Origin of the sequence: Enterobacter cloacae complex sp. (assembly GCF_900322725.1) — a bacterium.
GTDB classification, from domain to species: domain Bacteria; phylum Pseudomonadota; class Gammaproteobacteria; order Enterobacterales; family Enterobacteriaceae; genus Enterobacter; species Enterobacter quasihormaechei.
Genome location: NZ_LT991957.1, coordinates 3,574,446 through 3,593,972, shown reverse-complemented (window position 1 = coordinate 3,593,972; position 19,527 = coordinate 3,574,446). Strand labels below are relative to the sequence as shown.

The following is a 19,527-nucleotide window of genomic DNA, read 5'->3' as shown; positions in this document are numbered from 1 at the left end:
TGTATTGCATATGAAAACCCTGAAAAACTGGACCGTTGATAAGCAGTCTGCGAATCATCTTGAACTGCTGGTGGATAATCAGCACCGCCTGTGCCTGTACGTGCTGGAACAGAACCTGTTCCGCGTGCTAATCAAACGCAAAGGCGAGCTGGCGCTGGACCGCACCTGGAGTATCGCCCCGGAACAAGACGTGCCGTGGGAAGGCCGCCGTCGTGACGACATAAGCGGTTTTTCCTGCCCGGCCTGGACCCTGACGCAGCAGGATGACACGTTAACGGTGGCAACCGAGCAGCTGCGCGTCACCGTCCACCAGCCCCTGTGGCTGGAGTGGCACTACCGCAATGATGCCGGCGAATGGCAGCCGCTGGTCCAGGATCGCCCGACCAGCGCCTACCTGCTTAACGCTCACGGCGACGGCGTGGCGCACTATCTCAGCCGCCGCAAGGACGAGCGTTTCTACGGGCTGGGCGAGAAAGCGGGTAATTTACAGCGCAACGGCAAACGCTATGAGATGCGTAACCTGGACGCGATGGGCTACAACGCCGCCAGCACCGATCCGCTGTACAAGCACATCCCGTTCACCCTCACCCGCCGCGATGACGTGAGCTACGGCCTGTTCTACGATAACCTGAGCAGCTGCTGGCTGGATCTGGGTAACGAGATCGACAACTATCACACCGCCTATCGCCGCTGGCAGGCGGAAGCGGGCGACATCGACTACTACCTCTTCACCGGCGAGCGCGCGCTGGACGTCACCAAAGCCTTCGTTCGCCTGACGGGGAAAACGCTGTTCGGGCCGAAATGGAGCCTGGGCTACAGCGGCTCGACCATGCACTATACCGACGCGCCGGACGCCCAGAACCAACTGATGAACTTCATCCGCCTGTGCGATGAGCACGCCATTCCGTGCGACTCGTTCCAGCTCTCCTCCGGCTATACCTCGATTAACGGCAAGCGCTACGTTTTCAACTGGAATTACGATAAGGTGCCGCAGCCGAAGGTGATGAGCCAGGCATTCCACGATGCGGGGCTGAAGCTTGCGGCCAACATCAAGCCGTGCCTGTTGCAGGATCATCCTCGCTACGGCGAAGTGGCGGAACGCGGCCTGTTCATTCGTGATTCAGAAACCGATGCGCCTGAACGTTCAAGCTTCTGGGATGACGAAGGCTCGCACCTCGACTTCACCAACCCGCAGACGGTGCAGTGGTGGCAGAACGGCGTGACCACGCAGCTGCTGGAGATGGGCATCGACTCCACCTGGAACGACAACAACGAGTACGAAGTGTGGGACGGGGAAGCGCGCTGCTATGGTTTCGGCAAGGAGATTGCCATCAAGCACATTCGTCCGGTGATGCCGCTGCTGATGATGCGCGCCTCGCTGGAAGCGCAGCAGCGTTTTGCGCCGGAGAAGCGTCCGTATCTGATCTCCCGCTCCGGCTGCGCCGGGATGCAGCGCTACGTTCAGACCTGGAGCGGCGACAACCGCACCAACTGGGACACCCTGCGCTATAACATTCGCATGGGGCTGGGCATGAGCCTGTCCGGGCTGTTCAACGTTGGTCACGACGTGGGCGGTTTCTCTGGTGATAAGCCGGACGCCGAGCTGTTCGTGCGCTGGGTGCAGAACGGCGTGATGCATCCGCGCTTCACCATCCATTCCTGGAATGACGATCGCACCGTGAACGAACCGTGGATGTACCCGGGCGTGACCCCTGCGATCCGCAGCGCCATTGAACTGCGCTATCGCCTGCTGCCGTATCTCTACACCCTGCTCTGGCAGGCGCACGCCGACGACGAGCCGATGCTGCGCCCGACCTTCCTCGATCACGAGCACGACGCGCAGACGTTTGAAGAGTGCGATGACTTCCTGCTGGGCCGCGACCTGCTGGTGGCAAGCGTCGTCGAAGCCGGGCAGCGCAAGCGCCGCGTCTGGCTACCGGACAACGACACCGGCTGGTACGATTTTTACACCCACGCGTGGTTCGCCGGCGGCCAGTCGATCGTTCTCGACGCGCCGCTGGAAAAACTGCCGCTGCTGGTGCGCGCCGGGGCCGGTTTGCCGCTCAGCGATCGCATCCGTCACCTGAGTGCCGATAAAGACGATACCCGTGAGCTGAAGCTTTTCCCGGTGAAAGGCGTCGGCACCACCACAGGGATGCTGTTTGAGGACGACGGCGAAAGCTGGGGCTACCGGAACGGCAACGCGCTGTGGGTGGAATGGGAGATGGTGTGTGACGGATCAACCATCAACCTGAAGGTGAATGCGCGTGGGGACTATCGTCCGGCGTGGAAAGCGCTGAAGGTGTCGTTACCGGCGGGAGAAAAACGTACGCTGCGGGTGAACGGGGTTGAAGGGAGCGAGTGGGTGCTCTGAACATTGCCGGGTGGCGGCTTCGCCTTACCCGGCCTACAAAGTCACCCGTAGGCCCGGTAAGCGAAGCGCCACCGGGCTTTTTTTAGCTCTCGATACCTTTGCTGCGCAGGTAATCTTCGTAGTTACCGGTGAAGTCCACCACACGCTCTGGCGTAATTTCGATTACGCGGGTCGCCAGGGAGCTCACGAATTCACGGTCGTGAGAGACGAAAATCAGGGTGCCCTGATACATCTCCAGCGCCATGTTCAGCGATTCGATAGATTCCATATCCAGGTGGTTGGTCGGTTCGTCCATCACCAGAATATTCGGTTTTTCCATCATCAGCTTGCCGAACAGCATACGGCCCTTTTCACCACCGGAGAGCACTTTGGCGGGCTTTTTGATGTCGTCCTGGCTGAACAGCAGACGCCCCAGAATGCTGCGTACCGCCTGCTCGTCGTCCCCTTCCTGCTTCCACTGGCTCATCCAGTCGAAGACGGTTAGGTCGTTTTCGAACTCATATTCATGGTCCTGCGCGTAGTAACCAATCTGCGCGTTTTCTGACCATTTCACGGTACCGTTGTCCGGTTGCAGTTCGCCTACCAGGGTTTTCAGCAGGGTGGATTTACCCACGCCGTTGGCGCCCAGAATGGCAATCTTTTCGCCCACTTCCAGCAGCAGGTTGAAGTTTTTAAACAGCGGGCCTTCATCAAAGCCTTTGGTCAGCGCCTCAACTTCCAGCGCGTTACGGAACAGTTTCTTGTCCTGCTCGAAGCGAATGAACGGGTTCTGACGGCTGGAGGCTTTCACCTCTTCCAGCTTGATTTTGTCGATCTGACGGGCACGCGATGTTGCCTGACGGGATTTAGAGGCGTTGGCGCTGAAGCGGCTCACGAAGGATTGCAGGTCCGCAATCTGCGCTTTCTTCTTGGCGTTGTCGGCAAGCAGACGTTCACGCGCCTGAGTTGCCGCCGTCATGTACTCATCGTAGTTGCCCGGATAAACGCGCAGCTCGCCGTAGTCCAGATCCGCCATGTGCGTACAAACCATGTTCAGGAAGTGACGGTCGTGCGAGATGATGATCATGGTGCTGTCGCGATCGTTCAGCGTCTGCTCCAGCCAGCGGATGGTGTCGATGTCCAGGTTGTTCGTCGGTTCGTCGAGCAGCAGGATGTCCGGGTTAGAGAACAGCGCCTGTGCCAGCAGCACGCGCAGCTTCCAGCCTGGGGCGACTTCGCTCATCGGGCCGTAATGCTGTTCTACCGGAATACCGACACCCAGCAGCAGCTCGCCCGCACGCGCTTCCGCAGAGTAGCCGTCCATTTCGCCGTACTGCGTTTCCAGGTCGGCCACTTTGTAACCGTCTTCTTCGCTCATTTCGGCGAGACCGTAGATACGATCGCGCTCCTGCTTCACTTCCCACAGCTCCGCGTGCCCCATGATCACAGTGTCGAGCACGGTGAACTCTTCGAAGGCGAACTGATCCTGACGCAGCTTACCGATACGCTCGTTCGGATCGAGCGACACGTTGCCCAGCGTCGGCTCTAAATCGCCGCCGAGGATCTTCATAAAGGTGGATTTTCCGCTACCGTTGGCACCAATCAGGCCGTAACGGTTGCCGCCGCCAAATTTGACGGAAATATTTTCGAACAGCGGCTTACTGCCAAACTGCATAGTGACGTTGCTGGTAACTAACACGGAGAGATTCCTGCGAAAAGTGTGATAAACACGGCATTATGCCACAATTCCGAATTGAGATCCCGTGTTGCGGTAATCCACTAAACTTTAACAAAATCGAAAAAAATGTGATTTCGTACACATCTGAATTCCCAGTTAACGGGAATGCACATATAATGCGCTCCCATTACAGATTCAGTCTTATCAACTCATCGCCAGAATGGCTTAGATACCTCGCATAACATGAACATGAAATTAACAACGCTTTTTGCGGCGGCGTTAGCCGTAGTAGGTTTTTGTAAGACCGCGTCTGCGGTGACGTATCCCCTGCCGACAGACGGAAGCCGTCTGGTGGGTGAAAACCAGGTGGTGACGGTTCCGGAAGGTAACACCCAGCCGCTGGAATACTTCGCGGCGCAGTACCAGCTCGGCTTGTCTAACATGCTGGAAGCTAACCCGGGCGTTGACCCGTATCTGCCAAAAGCGGGCACGGTGCTTAACATTCCGCAGCAGCTGATCCTGCCGGATACCGTTCACGAAGGTATCGTGATCAACAGCGCCGAAATGCGTCTGTATTACTATCCGAAAGGCACCAACACGGTGATCGTGCTGCCTATCGGCATCGGCCAGCTGGGCAAAGATACCCCGCTGAACTGGACCACCAAAGTTGAGCGTAAGAAAGCGGGCCCAACCTGGACGCCGACCGCCAAAATGCACGCGGAATACATCGCTGCGGGCGAGCCGCTGCCCGCCGTTGTACCTGCCGGCCCGGATAACCCGATGGGTCTGTACGCGCTGTACATTGGCCGTCTGTATGCCATCCACGGCACCAACGCTAACTTCGGTATCGGCCTGCGCGTGAGCCACGGCTGCGTGCGTCTGCGTAACGACGACATCAAGTTCCTGTTTGAAAACGTGCCGGTCGGCACGCGCGTGCAGTTCATCAACGAACCGGTGAAAGCGACCTCCGAGCCGGACGGTAGCCGTTACATTGAAGTGCACAACCCGCTGTCCACCAGCGAAGATCAGATCAACAACAACGAAATCGTGCCAATTAAGCTGACCAGCGCGGTGCAGGCCGTGACCTCTCAGGCGGATGTTGAAACGACCGTCGTTGACCAGGCGATTCAGAACCGTTCCGGTATGCCGGTACGTCTGAACTGATTGCGAAACGTCAAAAAAGCGGGCCACGGTGCCCGCTTTTTTTTATCCGTTATTTACGATAACAATGCCGCCATGATCGTAGCGATAATGGCAGTGGGCGTACTCCAGCGGCGTGCCGTCCTCCAGATAGATCACCTGCTCCACCTCCAGCACCGGATCGGTTTGCTCGCAGATCAGATGCTGCATATCCAGCGCACTGGGCTTCAGTGCCCGCACCACCCGATATGACCCCATGATCTTCAGCCCCAGCGTCTCCTGAACGTACTGGAACACCGAACTTTCAAGATGGGCTTTGTTCAGGCCAGGCACCAGATTGAGCGGCATCACCGTGGCGTCCAGAGACATGGGCTCACCGTTCAGCAAGCGCAGGCGGATGAAGTCATAGATCGGCGCATCCGGGTTTATCATCAGCGACGCCTGCTCTTTCTCGTTCGGGAAGCGCAGCTCGAAATGCACCACCTTGCTCGTCACCGTGCCTAAATGCTCCCAGGTTTTGGTGGCCCCGAAGTAGTCGCTGCCGGAGAGATCCCACTGCGATAGCTGGAGAAAGTTTTTGCGAATGAAGGTGCCCTGCCCCTGACGCGTATAGACCAGCCCTTCGACGATCAGCTGGCGCATCGCCTGCTGAATGGTCATCCGGCTGGTACTGAACTCCGCCGCCAGCGCAAACTGGTCCGGCAGCGGTTCATTGGCGGCGTACTGCTGGCTGATGATGCGTTTTTTGATTTCCCGCGCTATGGTGATGTACTTCGCCGCCATCGTCCTTCCTTCTGATTAGTTTTCTGTCCCGCTGTTCTTCAGCGCCACTCTCTCGGCCACCTTGAGGAAAGGCAGGTAGAAGAATACACCAAATACAATGATTGCCAACTGCACCACCACGGCGCGCCAGTCCCCCGCCGTCGCCAGCCAGGCGCTGAGGATCGGCGGCGTGGTCCACGGGATCATCACCACACAGCGCGACATCAGCCCCAGCGTGGTACAGAGCCACGCAAAATAAATGCCGATGGCGGGCAGCAGCACAAACGGGATCATCAGCGGCAGGTTAAAGACGATCGGCAGGCCGAAAATGACCGGCTCGTTGATGTTGAATAAACCAGGCGCCAGCGACAGACGCGCCACCTGCTTCGCCGATTGTTGCCGCGAGAAGATAAAGATGGCGATCAGCAGCGAGATCGTGCTGCCCGTACCGCCCACCATGCCAAACGTCGGCACAAAGATGTTGTTGATGATGTGCGGGATCGGTTGTCCGTTGGCGAAGGCCAGCATGTTCTCGTTGGTGTTGATCAGCAGGAACGGCTCCAGCACCACGCTGTTGACCACCGACTGATGAATGCCGAGCGTGAACAGGAAGTTGCCGAAGCTGTAGATGAAAATCGTCCCCGGCAGGCTGGTGTTGATCAGCCGCAGCGGCTGCTGGATAAAGGTCGTAATGAGGTGGATCAGATCCGTGTGCAGCACGTTAGCCAGCAGTGCCGCCAGCACCGCAAACAGCGACAGCGTGAGAATGGTCGGGATCAGCGCGGTAAAGGATTTGCTCACCGCCGGAGGCACGTTTTCCCCCAGCGAAATGTGCAGCGCCTTCAGCCGCGAAATGGCGATGAACAGTTCGGTGGAGAGCAGGCCAATCAGTACCCCGGCGAAAATCCCGGTAGAGCCGATATTGGCGAACGTCAGCACCTGGGTGACGTTCACCGTGGCCTCGCTGCCGACGGGCGTAATCTGTAAGCGCATCGGCATCATGATGATAAAGCTGCTGACGGCGATAACCACTGCCGAGACCGGATTGTCGAAATCTTTGTTGCGCGCCAGCGACCAGGCAATCATCGGGGCCAGCAGCAGCGCGGCGATGTTCAGCGTGCCGTTGACGATCGCCTCACCCCACACCTTAAACTGTGTGAGCGTGTCGCCCTCAAAAATCCACGGGAACACCACGTTGTTCACCAGCACCGCCAGACCGGCGAGGATGAAAATCGGCATCACCGTGGCGAAGGCATCGCGCAGGGAGCGCAGGTGCACCTGGTTTGCCAGGCGCGCCGAGAACTCAACAAACTTATCGACAAAAGACTGCATGTGCGGTGTTATTTTTGTTTCAGACATAGCGGATAGGTCCCATCAATCAGTCACAAAAACGGCCCGGCAGCGTACGGCTTACATCTCGCGTCCGTTGGTATGGATAACCTGTTTGAACCACGCGTAGCTCTTCTTCGGCACGCGCTTCAGGTCTTTCAGGTCGTGATTCTCACGGTTGACGTAGACCACGCCGTAGCGCTTGCGCATGTCGCCCTGCGAGCTGAGAATGTCAATCAGTCCCCAGCCGAGGTAGCCCATGACCTCTGCGCCATCCTCGAACATCGCGTCCTTCATGGCCTCGATATGCGCCCGGTGGTAGTCGATGCGGTAGGTATCCTCAATCGGGTTGACCCCGTCCCAGGACTCAATCACGCCTATGCCGTTTTCAATCGGGAAGACCGGCATCCGCCAGTCGTTGGCATAGCGGGTGATGATGGTGCGAAAGCCCAGCGGATCGATCTGCCAGTTCCACTCGGTGGCCTTCAGGTACGGGTTATTTTTCTCGCCGTGCAGCAGGTAATCGTTGACCGGCGTGCCTTCCGGGATCGCATCGCTGTCCAGCGTTTTGCTGGCGTAGTAGCTGAAGGCCATAAAGTCGTTCTTCGTGCGCGCGAACAGGGCGAGATCGTCGGCGCGATAGATATCACCAAAGCCCTCCTGCTCCACCACCGCCATCACCGCCGGGCTGTAGCCCTGGCCTGCGAAGACGCGCAGCAGGTTCTGGTTGAGGAATTCGTCGTACTGCTGGGCGCAGAAGATATCGCGCGGCTTGCAGGTGGCCGGATAAATCAGCTGGTGCGCCAGCATGCCGCCCATTAGCTGGCCCGGTTTCGTCTGGTGCAGGTATTCGGTCAGCGACATGTGCGCCACCATCGCATGGTGCTGAAGCTCATACAGCTCGCGCAGAGTCTTCTCGCCCTTCATATAGCCGGAAATGCGGAACGCTTCCGGCATATGGAAAATGTTCTGCTCGTTGAAGGTCAGCCAGTACTTCACCCGGTCCCCGAAGCAGTCGATCATCTTTTTGCCGTAGCGGATAAAGGCCTCCACCACGCGGCGATCGTTGAAGCCGTTGTACTCCTGCGCCAGCGCCAGCGGCATATCGAAGTGGTAGAGGCAGACCATCGGCTCAATGCCGCGGGCGATGAGATCGTCAATAAAGCGGTCGTAAAATGCGATGCCTTCGTCGTTGAACTCGCCGTCACCCAGCGGGCAGACGCGGCTCCAGGAGATCTGGAAACGGTAGCAGTTCATGCCCAGATCCTGCATCAGGTCGAAATCTTCCCGGTAGCGGTGGTAGGAGTCTGTCGCCACCTTCCAGTCGGAGACGTTTTCCCCGGCCTCACGAATGTCGTACACCGACATCCCCTTCCCGCCCTCGTTCCAGGCCCCTTCCGTCTGCATGCTGGACACCGAGTTGCCCCATAAAAAGTTGGCTGGCAGTGAATTGTTCATGCTCTCTCCCTATATGACTAGTCATTTAAAATCTCATGACTAGTCATATAGGCGAAGATGAAATTTCGATCAAAGGGGAGGATCGTTTTTTGTGAGGAGTGTCGGAAAGAAGCCGCCGGGCAGGAAAAATGAATCGCGCAAACCCTGTTACTGAGGCCGGAGCGTAAGCCTATGCAGAATCACATTTCCCGCTCGTGCCACTGGCTGGCCTCATAAAATCATTATTAACTTAATGCGCACGAACCACGGCCCAGGCCAAAAAATAAAAATCTCAACCCTATCAAATGGAAAATGACGCTCATGAAGATATCTACTCGCCGTATCGCATTCGCTCTCAGCTTAGCGTTGCCAGGCTCAATGACTCACGCGGCAACGGTGTATACGGGTGATAAGGTGCAAGGAGTGCCGGTGATCTCTACTCTGGATGTATCAGACCTGACAGCAGGACAACATCGCTTCATGTTCGAGGGGGTTGAGACAGGAACGGGACAGCGCTGGTATGTCCCCATCATGGTGGCAAAAGGTAAAACGGACGGGAAGAAAGTTCTGCTTCAGGCGGGCGTCCACGGGGATGAACTAAATGGCGTGCGCATCGTACAAAAAGTGATGGAACAACTGGACCCCGCGAAAATGAAAGGAAGCGTTATTGGCATTATTGGCCCAAACCGTTCTGGTCTTGAAAGGGTCTCCCGGACATGGTCTGTTTCAACAGATGGGGGTGAGACGATTGACTACAACCGCGTGCATCCCGGAAAAGAAACGGGTAACCCTCCTGAGCGTCAGGCATGGATGATGTGGAATAACGTTTACAAGGGAAATGTGGACCTGGCGATTGACTATCACACCCAGTCTACCGGAACGGCTTATCCTCTGTTCATTTATGCCGACTATCGAAATGCAGATGCCCGGACTATTGCGGAACTTTTTCCGGCAGATCAAATTAAGAAAGATCCCGGCGAAGCAGGCTCAGTGGAAACCACCTTTATTCAAAATGGTATCCCGGCGATAACAGCCGAGACGGGAGAGCCGAGGATTTACCAGCAGGATATGATTGCCCGGGGTGTAGAAGGCGCTCTCAATGTCCTGATCCATTACAGGATTATTGAAGGCAAAATCGGCGCAACCGCCAGCAGCAATAAAACGTATATTGGTAATGCTATCAGTTCAATACGCGCAACCACGGGTGGGTTTGCGGAAGTTTTCGTTAAACCCGGCGATATGGTCAAAGCAGGACAACAGGTCGCCCTCCAGCGAAATGCATTCGGTGATGTTGTCGCGAAGTATTCAGCAGAACGGGACGGCAAAGTACTGGCAATTGGAACAGATGTCATAAGAGAACCCCGAGCCCTGCTGGTAAGGATCCTTGAGCAAAACCCAGCGGCAACCTGCAAAGACGGTTGCTGATTAACGGCAGAGCCCGACGTTGAATCGGCAAAAGCAGCTTATCGTCATTTTCTTCGATATCATCCCCGGCAGGCGAAGCGCCGCCGGGGATGAGCAGCGTTATTGTTGCGCAAGCTGATTGCGACGATACTCCCCCTGCCGCTCCAGCATCCAGCCCGGATATTCACGCGGCAGCGCGCTGACGGCATCCAGCTGCTTAAGCTCGTCTTCGCTTAAGCGGATCCCGGTAGCGGCAATGTTATCGTCAAGCTGATCGACGCGTTTCGCACCAATAATGACGCTGGTCACCGCTTTCTGGTGCAACAGCCACGCCAGGGCGATTTGTGCGACAGAGACGCCCTTGCTCCCGGCAATCTTGCGCATAACGTCCACGCAGTCGAAGGCGCGGTCTTTATTTACCGGCGGGAAGTCGAACGCCAGACGACGACCACCGGTCGCGCTCTGCCCGTCCCGATCGTATTTTCCGCTCAGCAGACCGCCCGCCAGAGGGCTCCAGACCATCAGTCCGACGCCTTCGCTCTGCATCATTGGCACCAGCTCGCGCTCAAGGTCGCGTCCGGCGATGGTGTAGTACGCCTGCAACGACGCAAAACGCGCCAGCCCCAGACGCTCGGAAATGCCCAGCGCTTTGGCTATCTGCCACGCCGCCCAGTTCGAGACGCCGATGTAGCGCACGTGACCATGCTGCACCAGGTTATCCAGTGCGTAGAGCGTCTCTTCAACAGGCGTTGCCGGGTCAAAGCCGTGAAGCTGATAGAGATCGATATGATCCAGCTGCAAGCGGCGCAGGCTCTCCTTCACGCTGCTGATGATGTGATACCGCGAGCTACCGCGCGAGTTCACCTCCGCAGTGCCGGTTTCACCAAACACCTTGGTGGCAACCACCACGTTTTCGCGCGGAATTTTCAGGTTCTTCAGCGCCTGCCCGGTAATCTCCTCCGAACGCCCTTCCGAGTAAACGTCGGCGGTGTCGATGAAGTTAATCCCGGCATCCAGCGCGCGGCCCACCAGCTGCTCGGCCTCACTCTGCTGTAGCTGACCAATCTTGCCCCACATGCCGCCTTCACCCCCGAAGGTCATGGTGCCGAGGCACAGTTCAGAAACAAACAGCCCGGTATTGCCCAGTTTTTGATAACGCATAAGTCATTCCTCGCATGTCGTTTGGGTGTCTGTCAGTTATACCCGCCCCTCTGCCCTCGCGAATGTGGCGTTCCTGTCCGTTTCTTGCCCATTTCTCTGAATTTATCCGCGCGGAGCGTCGCCAAAGACAGCATAATCCGGCAGTCGCACCTGCTGATACGGCTCCCAGCCGCCGCCGAGGGCTTTATAAAGCGCTACCAGGTCAAGCGCGCTTTGCACCTGCGCCTGCGCGCGCTGCTGTTCGGCCTGGGCCAGCTGACGCTGGGCGTCCAGCACGTCGATAAAGCTGGCGATCCCCTGCCGGTAGCTGTCGCTGGCGAGATCAAAGGCGTTTTGCAATGCGTCGATGGTTTTCGCCAGACCCGCCTCACGCTGCTGATCGGTGCGATAGCTCACCAGCGCGTTTTCGACATCGCCGAGCGCCGTCAGCACCGTCTGGCGATAGTCCAGCACCGCCGCGCCCTGCTGCGCGCGCGCCACCTTGACGCTGGAGACCAGCCGACCGCCCTGGAAAATCGGAATGGTAACCTGCGGGCCGAAGCTGTAGAAGTGGCTGCTCCAGTCGGTCAGCCAGCCGGATTCGCTGTTGCGCAGGCCAAACTGTCCGGAGAGGGTGAAGCTCGGGAACAGTTCAGCCACCGAGACGCCAATCTGCGCCGTGGCGGCGTGGAGGTTCGCCTCTGCTTCACGCACGTCGGGACGGCGGCGGGCCAGCGTCGACGGAATGCCGGTCTGTACGATATCCGGCAGCGCGAGCATCGGCTGCGCTGATTGCAGCTCGGCGTCCAGCGCTCCCGGCGGTTTACCGAGCAGGATCGCCAGCCCGTTCATCGCCTGGCGTTCCTGGGCCTGATACTGCGGTAGCTGGGCTTCAAGATTACCCAGCTGCGCCCGGGCGTTTTCCACGTCCATCTGCGGCGACAGCCCGCCGCGCTGGCGGCTTTCGGTCAGATCCAGCGTCTGCTGCGCGCTCTCAATTTGCGTATTAAGCGTGGCGATGATGCTCTGCGCCCCGCGCAGCTGTAGCCACGCCCGCGCCACTTCGGCCTCCAGCGACACCAGCGCATCGTTACGCTGTTCGATGGCGGCTTTCTGCTGTGCTTCAGCGGCTTCCACCTGACGGCGAACCTTGCCCCAGAGGTCGATTTCCCACTGGGCGTCAAAGCTGCCCTGGTAAAGATTGATCGGCTGCGTCAGCGGGCCAAGCGCGCTTCGCAGCTGCGGATCGACATTATTCAGCTGGTCGTACACGCCGTGGGATTTTAGCTCCCCTTCCAGCCCAAGCTGCTGGCGCGTTGCCTGCACATTGCCATTCACCGACGGGAAAAACGCCCCGCCCGCCTGGTTAATCTGTTCGCGCGCACCGGCAATGCGCAATACCGTTTGCTGTAGCGTCAGATTCCCGGCGATGGCGCGCTCAACCAGGCTGTCGAGCTGCGGCGAGCCGAAGGTTTTCCACCAGCGCGGGTTAGTGGCGGCGGAAGACGTTTGCGATTTCACCGCGCTGTCGCCCTTATCGTTCCAGTGTGTGGTGGCGGGCGGCGCGGGTGGCTGGTAGTCCGGCCCGACGGCGCAGCCCACCAGCAGCATCATTATCATCAGGGGGTGTAAACGTCTGTGTATCATCAGTGTGCTCCTGCACTCCCCTCGCTCTTAACCGGCGAGAGCAACAAACAAAACGGAATCAGTAAGAAGGCCACCGCGCTCAGAATGGTGAAGACGTCGATGTAGGCCAAGAAGCGCGACTGCTCGATCATCGTCTGGTACATCCGCCCGGTGGCAATGCCGGTCGGGTCACCCACCTGAGTGGTGAAGTTCTGGATCGCCTGCGCACTTTCGCGTATTGCCAGCTGGAACTGCTCGTTAAACGGCGAAGCGTGGTAGGCCAGGTGCGCGCTGTGCGCCTGCGAGCGCTCGGTGATTGCCGCCGTCGACAGCGAAATGCCAATCGAGCCGGCCACGTTGCGGAACATGGTAAACAGCGCCGCCGCGTCGGCGTTGAGCCGCCTTGGGATCGAAATAAAGGCGATGGTGGTGAGCGGCACAAACAGGAACCCCAGCCCAATCGACTGGGCGCTGCGGAACAGAACCAGCGTCTCGAAATCGATGTCCGGGGTCAGAGTGCGGGACCAGAAGAACGACACCGCCAGGCAGGTAAAGCCAAAGGCGATGATCCAGCGCGTCTGCACCACCGGCATCAGCTTCAGCACCAGCGGAATAGTCAGCACAATCAGCACCGCGCCGGGCGACAGCACCAGACCGGACCAGGTGGCGGTATAGCCCAAATCCTGCTGTGCCAGCTGCGGGATCACCACCGAGCTGCCGTACAGGATCATCGCCATCCCCGCCATCAGCAGGCTGGAGATCGCAAAGTTGCGATCCTTCATGCAGTGCAGATCCACCACCGGCTTTTTGGCATACATCAGCCAGTAGATCGCGCCAATAATGCCGATCAGGGTCAGTACCGCGAAGGTGCGGATAAAGTTCGAATAGAACCAGTCATCATCTTCGCCCCGGTCGAGCATCACCTGCAAACAGCCAAGGCCGAGGGCGATCAGGCCGATCCCCGTCCAGTCGACGGTGAGCTTCTCTTCCGACTTTTTCTCCCACGGCGGATCTTCCAGCAGCTGGTAGATGGCCAGCACCGTCACGATCCCCACCGGAATATTGATGAAGAACACCCAGCGCCAGGAGTAATTATCGGTGATCCAGCCCCCCAGCGTCGGGCCGAGCACCGGCGCGACGATAATCGCAATGGAGGAGAGGCCAAAGGCTTTGCCCCTGTCCTCCGGCTTGAAGTAGTCGAGCAGCACCGACTGCTGCGTGGGCTGCAACCCGCCGCCGAAGAAGCCCTGCATCACGCGGAACAGGATGATTTGCCAAAGCTCGGTGGCGATGCCGCACAGGAACGAGCAGATGGTGAACATCACAATGCAGATCAGGAAGAACTGCTTGCGGCCAAACAGCCGGCTCAGGAAGGCTGAGATCGGCAGCACGATGCCGTTCGCCACCAGGTAGCTGGTCAGCACCCAGGTGGATTCGTCGTAGCTTGCCGAGAGCGACCCCGCCACGTGCGGCAGCGCCACGTTGACGATGGTGGTGTCCAGAATCTCCATAAACACCGCCAGGGTGACCACAATCGCCACCGCCCACGGGTTACTGGCGGGCTTCCAGTTTTCGTGGCTGCTGTCCGTCATTCCACGGTGACCTTCGGTTCAACCGACAGCCCAAGCGGCAACGGCTTGTTCGGATCCAGCCCTTTATCAATGACGATTTTCACCGGCACGCGCTGCACGATCTTCACAAAGTTACCGGTGGCGTTTTCCGACGGGAAGGCGGAGAAGCGCGAGCCGCTGCCCTGCTGGATGCTGTCAATATGGCCTTCCAGCGCCATATCCGGCCAGGCATCGACGGATACCGTCACTTTATCGCCCGGCTTCATGCGCTCAAGCTGCGACTCCTTGAAGTTCGCCACCACCCACACGTTCGGGGAGACCAGCGAGAACAGCGCCGTGCCCGCCTGCACCAGCGTACCGGGCTGGACGTTGCGCTTAGTGACAAAACCGTCGAACGGGGCGCGGACTTCGGTATAGGAGAGGTTCAGGTTGGCGGTTTCCAGCTGCGCCCTGGCCTGATCGACCTGCCGTTCGCGGGCTTCAACATTCGTTTCCTGCTGGCGGATTTGCAGCTGAACCTGCTCCGCCACTTCCAGCTGTGCCTGCGCGCTGGCAAGACCCGCCTGGGCGCTGCGCAGCTGAGCGTTGGCGGAATCGATACTTTGTTGCGTCGTCGCGCGCGGGTCAACGCCGCGCTGACGGCGGTACTCCGCCTGCGCGTTGGCCATATCCGCCTGCGCTTTCAGTACCTGGGCTTTGGCTTCATCGCGCTGGGCGGGGTATTGCACTTTTGAGAGCGCCAGCTGCGCCTGGGCCTGATGCAGCTGCGCCAGCGCCAGCCCAAGCTGGGCCTGAGCCTGATCGCGCTGGGCGGTGGTATCGCGAGGATCGATCACCACCAGCACGTCCCCTTTCTTCACGCGCTGGTTATCCCGCACGCGAAGTTCAGTTACGTAGCCCGCCGTTTTAGGGGCAATGGTCACCACGTCGCCGTCGGTAAAGGCGTCGTCGGTGGTCTCTTCGTTGCGGGTTAAAAACCACCAGACCAGCGCCACAATCACCATCACGATGACCACAATGCCGAGGATAATTAACGGTTTTTTGCCCGGACGCTTGCGCTCGTTATTGTTTTTATCCTGCTCGTCAGCAGGTGGATTTTGTTCTTCTGCCATAGTTCAGCAACGGTCCTGTCAGTGAGCGGCATCACACTATGCCGTTCACTAAAGCTAGGACGTTGCTATACATTTGCCAGGAAAAACTGACAAATTGCGCACTATATGAGAAGGAATAGTCCGAAACCGATAGCCGCTGACCAGAGCAGCATCGGGATTGACCATAGATGGAAGCGCCACCAGATGCGGCGATCGTTGGCCATGCGCAGGGCGATAAGGTTTGCCAGCGAGCCGGGCAGCAGCCCAAAGCCACCGACGTTGACCGCCCACGCCAGCAGCACCGTAGGGGGGACATAGTTAAGCAGTAAAATGGTGGACGGCACGTTACTGATTACCTGCGAAAGACCAATCGCCGTTAGCCATAATCCCGGCTGCGACAGACCGCTGACGCTCTGGAGAACGTTCTGCAATGCCGGAAGCTGAACCAGCAGGTGCACGTCAATAAACATCGCCATAAACACCAGCAGCAGCGTCCAGTCGACGCTCACCAGCACCCGCCGGGCGAGGAACAGGAAACCGCACGCTACTAGCAGCGCGCCCACCAGCGCCTGGTTTAGCTCCAGCGCGGTGAGGAAAACGATATACAGCCCCAGGCAGCTCCAGACGAGACGCGGCTGCCACTGGGGGCCGGCTGTACCGCTGTGGTACTGCAACGTTTTATTGGGGAAGGCAAACCAGCAGACCACCAGCAGCGTCGCCACGATCGCCAGCGCCAACGGCGCCATCTGCCCGGTAAACGCGGTAAACGACAGGCCCGAGCGTCCCCACAGCAGAATGTTCTGCGGGTTACCGATCGGCGTAAGCAGCGAACCCGCATTGACGGCCAGCGCTTCAAAAATAATCAGGCGGGTAACCGGTATTTCGCACAGCTTACGCAGCGTAAGCGTCAGCGGCACCACAATGAACAGCGCCACGTCGTTAGTGAGAAACGTCGACAGCAGCGCCGCCGAAAAGACCATGAACAGGGCCAGCTTGCGCTCGGTGGCAAAGCGGCGCACCATTTTGCGCCCCAGCACGTCAAAATAGCCGCTCAGCTCAACGCCTTTGGTGAGCATCATCAAACCGCTCAGGGTAATAATGGTGCGCCAGTCTATTGCCGCGGGCCAGGCCTGCGGCCTGAAGGGCACAAAGACGCTGAGCCCAACGCCAATGATGAGTAAAAGATGGAAAAAGCGATCGCGTTTCAGGGCCTGCAAACCGGGAATGTTCATTCAGCGGAGGGACCGTATTTGAGCGTAAATTCGCGGAACTTCACCAGCGTCTCTTCGCTGACGTGGTGTTCCATCCCTTCGGCGTCCCGACGGGCAATGTCCGGGCTGACGCCCAGCACCAGTAAAAAGTTCTCGACGATCTGATGGCGCTCGCGGCTCTCCTGCGCCAGCTTTTCGCCTTCAGCGGTAAGAAACACCCCACGCCAGGGGATCATTTCGATCAGCCCTACCGACGCCAGACGTTTTAACATTTTGGCCACCGTTGGCTGAGACACCCCCAGCCGGGCGGCCATATCGACCTGGCGCGCTTCGCCCACCTCACGGATCAGGTCGGAGATCAGCTCTACATAATCATCAATCAGTTCCCGGCGGTGCGCCTCACGCACCTGACGGAAGCCTTCCACATGCTCTTCAACGTTCACCAGTTGCGTCGTTTTTTTTGTTGTTGGCTTACCTGCGCGACGGTTCATTGTGCTTCCTCAATGGGGTTGACGCTTCCAGCGCCCTGTAACGGAGCGCACATTGTAAACCATAGCTCTACAAGCACAAAAAATTAACGAATTAGCCATAGCTATACAATATAGCCTGTGCTATATCTGTATGTAATGCAGTCACCCTTCACGGATCGAAGGGATCATGAATCAGGAGGTCTTATGAATGAATTCAAGAGGTGTATGAACGTGTTTACCCACTCTCCTTTTAAAGTGCGCCTGATGCTGGTGAACATGCTGTGCGATATGTTTACCACCAAACCGCAGCAGGACGACAAATCTTCCCACTAAGCGGCGTCGCGGTACGCCGCTTCATTTTCCCGTCATTTTTCTCCGGCACACTGTCCTTTTCCCGATTATTTTTGCGGATTTGCAGCCCCCTTCGCAAAACATCTGTTTAGCAACTGTTGACCTTACTTCACGCTCGCACTATCTTCTTGCAGCCCTGCATCCTTTGCGGCTCGCTGAAGCGGACCCCTCATTCCCTTTTCACGCACAGTCAGGCAGGCTTTGACCCTTGGCGCCAGGGTGAGCACATGGCGTTTTCGTGATAGCGATCTATGAACGTAACCCTGATTGATACACTTGTTACCCGCAGCCGGGCCTTAAGCCCGTGGACGGGATTCTATTTTTTGCAATCGCTGCTGATTAACTTTGCCCTTGGCTACCCCTTCAGCCTGCTTTATGCCGTCGGATTCACCTGCATCCTTCACCTGCTGTGGCAAAGCGTGCCGCGCGTGCAAAAAGTGCTTATCGGGATTTGTTCTCTGGTTGCTGCCGCCTATTTTCCGTTTGGCCAGGCCTATGGCGCGCCGAACTTTAATACCCTGCTGGCGCTACACTCCACCAATATGGAAGAGTCCACGGAGATCCTCACGATCTTCCCGTGGTACAACTACGTGGTTGGCCTTTTCATTTTTGCCCTGGGCGTGATGGCGGTTCGTCGTAAGCCCGTCGAGAAAAAGCGGTGGGGTAAAGTTGAAAGCCTGTGCCTGGCCTTTAGCGTGGTGACGTTTTTTGTCGCGCCGGTACAAAACCTGGCCTGGGGCGGCGTGTTTAAGCTGAAAGATACCGGTTATCCGGTGTTTCGCTTCGTTAAAGACGTGGTGGTGAATAACGAGGAAGTGCTCGACGAGCAGGCGCGTATGGCCGAGCTTTCCACAATGAAAGACACCTGGAACGTGCTGGCGGTAAAACCGAAGTATCACACCTACGTGGTGGTGATCGGTGAAAGCGCGCGTCGCGATGCGCTCGGCGCGTTTGGCGGTCACTGGGATAACACGCCGTTTGCCAGCGCCGTCAACGGTACGCTGTTTACCGACTACGTGGCGGCCAGCGGCTCAACGCAAAAATCTCTCGGTCTGACGCTCAACCGCGTCGTGGATGGAAAACCGCAGTTTCAGGATAATTTTGTCACCCTGGCCAACCGGGCCGGTTTTCAGACGTGGTGGTTCTCCAACCAGGGGCAGATTGGCGAATATGATACCGCCATTGCCAGCATCGCGAAGCGTGCCGACGAGGTACAGTTCCTGAAAAGCGGTGACTTCGAAGCGGACAAAAATACGCAAGATGAAGCGCTGTTGAAAATGACCGCGCAGGTTTTTGCCACCCAGCGCACCCAGCCGCAGCTGATTGTTCTGCATCTGATGGGTTCCCATCCGCAAGCCTGCGACCGCACGAAGGGAAAATACGCAGATTTCGTGCAGTCGAAAGAGACCTCCTGCTACCTCTACACCATGACGCAAACCGACGATCTGCTCAGCAAGCTGTACGCACAGCTGCGCAACAGCGGCGACAGCTTCTCAATGGTCTATTTCTCTGACCACGGTCTGGCGTTTAAGGAGCGCGGAAAAGAGGTGCAGTATCTGGCCCACGATGACAAATTCCAGCAGAACTTCCAGGTACCGTTTATGGTGCTGTCGAGTGATGACAAAACGCATCGCATCATCAAAGCGCGTCGTTCCGCGAACGATTTCCTGAAATTCTTCTCCCAGTGGACGGGGATTAAGGCGAAAGAGATAAAAAATGATTACCCGTTTATCTCCGGGAAGAAGGGCCCGCCAGTGTACATTACCAACTTTAAGTTACAGAAAGTCGACTATAACCATCTGGGAACGGATATTTTCGATATTAAGAGTAAGTGATCTCTGCCGTTCCGTGCGATCTGATGCCTTCACACTGGCCTCTCCTACCGGAAGAGGCACAAACACTAAAAACGGCAACCTCTGGTTGCCGTTTTGCTTTATCTTCCATAAAAAAAATCCGCCTCAAAG

The 19,527-nt window shown here is 57.7% G+C and carries 15 protein-coding genes; 5 read left to right on the top strand and 10 right to left on the bottom strand.

The window, feature by feature from the left end; genetic code table 11:
• The first annotated feature begins 10 nt into the window (after positions 1 to 10).
• Entirely contained in the window at positions 11 to 2,374 is a 2,364-nt protein-coding gene (locus tag DBR02_RS17705) for a glycoside hydrolase family 31 protein (RefSeq protein WP_129741568.1), read from the top strand.
• 82 nt (positions 2,375 to 2,456) lie between these two features.
• Here DBR02_RS17705 and DBR02_RS17700 read toward each other — a convergent pair whose 3' ends face one another.
• Positions 2,457 to 4,052, bottom strand: coding sequence for an ABC-F family ATPase (locus DBR02_RS17700; RefSeq protein WP_063866190.1), 1,596 nt, complete (start codon positions 4,050 to 4,052; stop codon positions 2,457 to 2,459).
• A gap of 222 nt (positions 4,053 to 4,274) precedes the next feature.
• On the opposite strand from DBR02_RS17700, the gene ldtB reads away from it, so the two are divergent.
• On the top strand, positions 4,275 to 5,195 hold the full coding sequence (gene ldtB, locus DBR02_RS17695) for a L,D-transpeptidase (RefSeq protein ID WP_063449266.1): 921 nt from the start codon (positions 4,275 to 4,277) through the stop codon (positions 5,193 to 5,195).
• Between the two features lie 42 nt (positions 5,196 to 5,237).
• On the opposite strand, the gene DBR02_RS17690 is transcribed toward ldtB, so the two are convergent.
• The 3 genes from DBR02_RS17690 to DBR02_RS17680 are packed head-to-tail and all read right to left on the bottom strand — an operon-like array spanning position 5,238 to position 8,720.
• The gene (locus tag DBR02_RS17690; RefSeq protein WP_063866189.1) at positions 5,238 to 5,954 is read right to left on the bottom strand and encodes a GntR family transcriptional regulator; all 717 of its coding nucleotides are present in this window, start codon (positions 5,952 to 5,954) and stop codon (positions 5,238 to 5,240) included.
• 15 nt (positions 5,955 to 5,969) lie between these two features.
• Positions 5,970 to 7,292, bottom strand: coding sequence for a PTS sugar transporter subunit IIC (locus tag DBR02_RS17685; protein ID WP_107534985.1), 1,323 nt, complete (start codon positions 7,290 to 7,292; stop codon positions 5,970 to 5,972).
• Between the two features lie 51 nt (positions 7,293 to 7,343).
• Positions 7,344 to 8,720: a glycoside hydrolase family 1 protein gene (locus DBR02_RS17680; protein ID WP_107534984.1), complete on the bottom strand. Its 1,377-nt coding sequence runs from the start codon at positions 8,718 to 8,720 to the stop codon at positions 7,344 to 7,346.
• Positions 8,721 to 9,020: 300 nt separating this feature from the next.
• Here DBR02_RS17680 and DBR02_RS17675 point away from each other — a divergent pair, with 300 nt between their 5' ends.
• A complete protein-coding gene (locus DBR02_RS17675) occupies positions 9,021 to 10,124 on the top strand; it encodes a succinylglutamate desuccinylase/aspartoacylase family protein (RefSeq protein ID WP_107534983.1) in 1,104 nt (367 codons plus the stop codon).
• Positions 10,125 to 10,223: 99 nt separating this feature from the next.
• Here DBR02_RS17675 and DBR02_RS17670 read toward each other — a convergent pair whose 3' ends face one another.
• The 6 genes from DBR02_RS17670 to mntR all read right to left on the bottom strand — a co-directional run bounded on the left by DBR02_RS17670 (position 10,224) and on the right by mntR (position 17,233).
• Entirely contained in the window at positions 10,224 to 11,264 is a 1,041-nt protein-coding gene (locus DBR02_RS17670) for an aldo/keto reductase (RefSeq protein ID WP_107534982.1), read from the bottom strand.
• A gap of 102 nt (positions 11,265 to 11,366) precedes the next feature.
• Positions 11,367 to 12,890 (bottom strand): efflux transporter outer membrane subunit, encoded by a 1,524-nt coding sequence (locus DBR02_RS17665; RefSeq protein ID WP_107534981.1) that lies wholly within the window; start codon positions 12,888 to 12,890, stop codon positions 11,367 to 11,369.
• A complete protein-coding gene (locus DBR02_RS17660) occupies positions 12,890 to 14,461 on the bottom strand; it encodes a DHA2 family efflux MFS transporter permease subunit (RefSeq protein WP_063866180.1) in 1,572 nt (523 codons plus the stop codon). The genes DBR02_RS17665 and DBR02_RS17660 overlap by 1 nt, the downstream gene beginning before the upstream one ends.
• Positions 14,458 to 15,552, bottom strand: a complete 1,095-nt coding sequence (locus DBR02_RS17655; RefSeq protein WP_063866179.1) for an HlyD family secretion protein — start codon at positions 15,550 to 15,552, stop codon at positions 14,458 to 14,460. The genes DBR02_RS17660 and DBR02_RS17655 overlap by 4 nt, the downstream gene beginning before the upstream one ends.
• Positions 15,553 to 15,653: 101 nt before the next feature.
• Positions 15,654 to 16,763, bottom strand: coding sequence for an anion transporter (locus DBR02_RS17650; protein ID WP_107534980.1), 1,110 nt, complete (start codon positions 16,761 to 16,763; stop codon positions 15,654 to 15,656).
• Positions 16,760 to 17,233: a manganese-binding transcriptional regulator MntR gene (gene mntR / locus DBR02_RS17645; protein WP_063449275.1), complete on the bottom strand. Its 474-nt coding sequence runs from the start codon at positions 17,231 to 17,233 to the stop codon at positions 16,760 to 16,762. Before mntR ends, DBR02_RS17650 begins: the two co-directional genes overlap by 4 nt.
• Positions 17,234 to 17,416: 183 nt before the next feature.
• Between mntR and mntS the strand changes: the two genes are divergently transcribed.
• Both mntS and DBR02_RS17635 read left to right on the top strand, forming a co-directional pair.
• Positions 17,417 to 17,545: a manganase accumulation protein MntS gene (gene mntS / locus DBR02_RS17640; RefSeq protein WP_063449276.1), complete on the top strand. Its 129-nt coding sequence runs from the start codon at positions 17,417 to 17,419 to the stop codon at positions 17,543 to 17,545.
• Positions 17,546 to 17,814: 269 nt separating this feature from the next.
• Positions 17,815 to 19,398, top strand: a complete 1,584-nt coding sequence (locus DBR02_RS17635; RefSeq protein ID WP_107534979.1) for a phosphoethanolamine transferase — start codon at positions 17,815 to 17,817, stop codon at positions 19,396 to 19,398.
• Positions 19,399 to 19,527 lie beyond the last annotated feature (129 nt).

What these genes read in the sequence shown, in the direction of transcription:
- DBR02_RS17705 (WP_129741568.1), top strand. Translation starts at nt 11, where the DNA reads ATGAAAACCCTGAAAAACTGGACCGTTGATAAGCAGTCTGCGAATCAT.
- ldtB (WP_063449266.1), top strand. Translation starts at nt 4,275, where the DNA reads ATGAACATGAAATTAACAACGCTTTTTGCGGCGGCGTTAGCCGTAGTA.
- DBR02_RS17690 (WP_063866189.1), bottom strand. Translation starts at nt 5,954, where the DNA reads ATGGCGGCGAAGTACATCACCATAGCGCGGGAAATCAAAAAACGCATC.
- DBR02_RS17685 (WP_107534985.1), bottom strand. Translation starts at nt 7,292, where the DNA reads ATGTCTGAAACAAAAATAACACCGCACATGCAGTCTTTTGTCGATAAG.
- DBR02_RS17680 (WP_107534984.1), bottom strand. Translation starts at nt 8,720, where the DNA reads ATGAACAATTCACTGCCAGCCAACTTTTTATGGGGCAACTCGGTGTCC.
- DBR02_RS17675 (WP_107534983.1), top strand. Translation starts at nt 9,021, where the DNA reads ATGAAGATATCTACTCGCCGTATCGCATTCGCTCTCAGCTTAGCGTTG.
- DBR02_RS17670 (WP_107534982.1), bottom strand. Translation starts at nt 11,264, where the DNA reads ATGCGTTATCAAAAACTGGGCAATACCGGGCTGTTTGTTTCTGAACTG.
- DBR02_RS17665 (WP_107534981.1), bottom strand. Translation starts at nt 12,890, where the DNA reads ATGATACACAGACGTTTACACCCCCTGATGATAATGATGCTGCTGGTG.
- DBR02_RS17660 (WP_063866180.1), bottom strand. Translation starts at nt 14,461, where the DNA reads ATGACGGACAGCAGCCACGAAAACTGGAAGCCCGCCAGTAACCCGTGG.
- DBR02_RS17655 (WP_063866179.1), bottom strand. Translation starts at nt 15,552, where the DNA reads ATGGCAGAAGAACAAAATCCACCTGCTGACGAGCAGGATAAAAACAAT.
- DBR02_RS17650 (WP_107534980.1), bottom strand. Translation starts at nt 16,763, where the DNA reads ATGAACATTCCCGGTTTGCAGGCCCTGAAACGCGATCGCTTTTTCCAT.
- mntR (WP_063449275.1), bottom strand. Translation starts at nt 17,233, where the DNA reads ATGAACCGTCGCGCAGGTAAGCCAACAACAAAAAAAACGACGCAACTG.
- mntS (WP_063449276.1), top strand. Translation starts at nt 17,417, where the DNA reads ATGAATGAATTCAAGAGGTGTATGAACGTGTTTACCCACTCTCCTTTT.
- DBR02_RS17635 (WP_107534979.1), top strand. Translation starts at nt 17,815, where the DNA reads ATGAACGTAACCCTGATTGATACACTTGTTACCCGCAGCCGGGCCTTA.